A 1,740-nucleotide genomic window follows, 5' to 3' on the forward strand; every position below is an offset into this window, starting at 1 on the left:
GGATCCACGTCGCGCTGGTATTTGCCGGTGAGCCAGCCGCCGCCGAGGGGCGACCAGGGCAGCAGTCCGAGGCCGGCGTCGAGGGCGGCGGGCACGATTTCGCTCTCGATCTCGCGCACCAGCAGGCTGTACTGCGGCTGCAGGGTGACCGGCGGGGTGAAGCCGAGCGCCTGGGCCCGGTGCACCGCCTTGGTGAGCTGCCATCCGGTGAAGTTGGAGACACCCCAGTAACCGATTTTGCCCGCGCGAATGGCGTCGTCGAGAAAGCGCAGAGTCTCATCGAGCGGGGTGACCGGGTCCCAGGCGTGCAGCTGATAGAGGTCGATGTGTTCGGTTCCGAGGCGGCGCAGGGAGTCATCGAGGGCGCGTATCAGGTGACGGCGGCTGGTGCCGAGGTCGTTGGGGCCACTGCCCATGGGAAACCGGCCCTTGGTGGCGAGCACGATCTGTTCGCGTTCCACGGGATGCACCGCGAGCCAGGTGCCGATGATCTGTTCTGAGACGCCGGCGCTGTAGACATCCGCGGTGTCGACGAGGGTGCCGCCGGCGGCCACAAAAGTGTCGAGCAGCGCGTGGGAGGTACTGGAGTCGGCCTCTGCGCCGAAGGTCATCGTGCCCAGGGCGTAGGTCGAGACGACCGCCCCGCTGTTTCCGAGAGTGCGATAGCGCATGTATGCGTCCTGTTCGTCGGTGGATAGGCGTGCTCCCCCAGTCTGCCCCGTGGCAGCGGATGTCGCAGCATCGCCGGGCCCGTTCCCCACCTGCCCCATCCGACGGTTTGTGTCGTCACAATTCGTTTGTGCCGCAGCCCGGTGGCAAACTTGGGTCATGCCTTCACTTCCGATTCTCGATTTCTCCCAACTCGACGCCGGCGAAGCTGAAGCCGCGGCATTCCGCGCCGAACTGCTGCGCGTCACACACGAGGTCGGGTTCTTCTACCTGACCGGCCACGGCGTCGACCCTCAGCTCACGAAAAGCCTCCTCGACGTTTCGCGCGCGTTCTTCGACCTGCCGGCCGAGCAAAAACTGAAGTTGGAGAACATCCACAGCCCGCAGTTTCGCGGTTATACCCGCGTCGGCGGAGAACTCACCGCCAACACGGTGGACTGGCGCGAGCAGATCGACATCGGGGTAGACCGCGAGCCCGTACCCCGCACCGAGGGCACCCCCGACTACTGGCGCCTCGAGGGCCCCAACCTCTGGCCCGAGTCCCTGCCCGAACTCGAGGCCGTCACCCTGCGCTGGAATGACGAACTGTGCCGCGTGGCGCTGCGTCTGTTGCGCGCTTGGGCCCTCGCCCTCGGCAGCCCCGAGAACGTCTTCGACGACGCCTTTGCCGAGAACCCGTTTTTGCTCACCAAGATCGTGCGCTACCCCGGCCAGCCCGAGCGCAGCCAGGGCGTCGGAGAGCACCGCGACGGCGGCGTGCTCACGCTGCTGCTCGTCGAACCGGGCAAAGACGGCCTGCAGGTCGAGCATGATGGCGAGTGGATCGATGCTCCGCCACTTGACGGCGCCTTCGTCGTGAACATCGGTGAAATGCTCGAACTGGCAACGGATGGCTACCTCAAGGCGACCCTGCACCGGGTCCTCTCCCCCGAAGACGGGTCCGACCGCATCTCGGTGCCGTTCTTCTTCAACCCGGCACTCGACACCGTGATGCCGCGGCTGCAGCTCGACGAGAGTCTGTCCCGCGGGGCCCGCGGACTCTCCGCGGACCCGACCAACAGTCCCATTCTC

The 1,740-nt window shown here is 66.4% G+C and carries 2 protein-coding genes; one reads left to right on the plus strand and one right to left on the minus strand.

Annotated features, from left to right (window positions below; all coding sequences use genetic code 11):
* Positions 1–671, minus strand: a 671-nt coding sequence (locus IWX77_RS16785) for an aldo/keto reductase (protein WP_196845684.1), incomplete at its 3' end; no start/stop codon positions are given.
* A gap of 157 nt (positions 672–828) precedes the next feature.
* On the opposite strand from IWX77_RS16785, the gene IWX77_RS16790 reads away from it, so the two are divergent.
* On the plus strand, positions 829–1,740 hold a 912-nt coding region (locus IWX77_RS16790), incomplete at its 3' end, for an isopenicillin N synthase family dioxygenase (RefSeq protein WP_196845685.1).

The organism is Cryobacterium sp. CAN_C2 (genome assembly GCF_015751745.1).
GTDB lineage: Bacteria > Actinomycetota > Actinomycetes > Actinomycetales > Microbacteriaceae > Cryobacterium.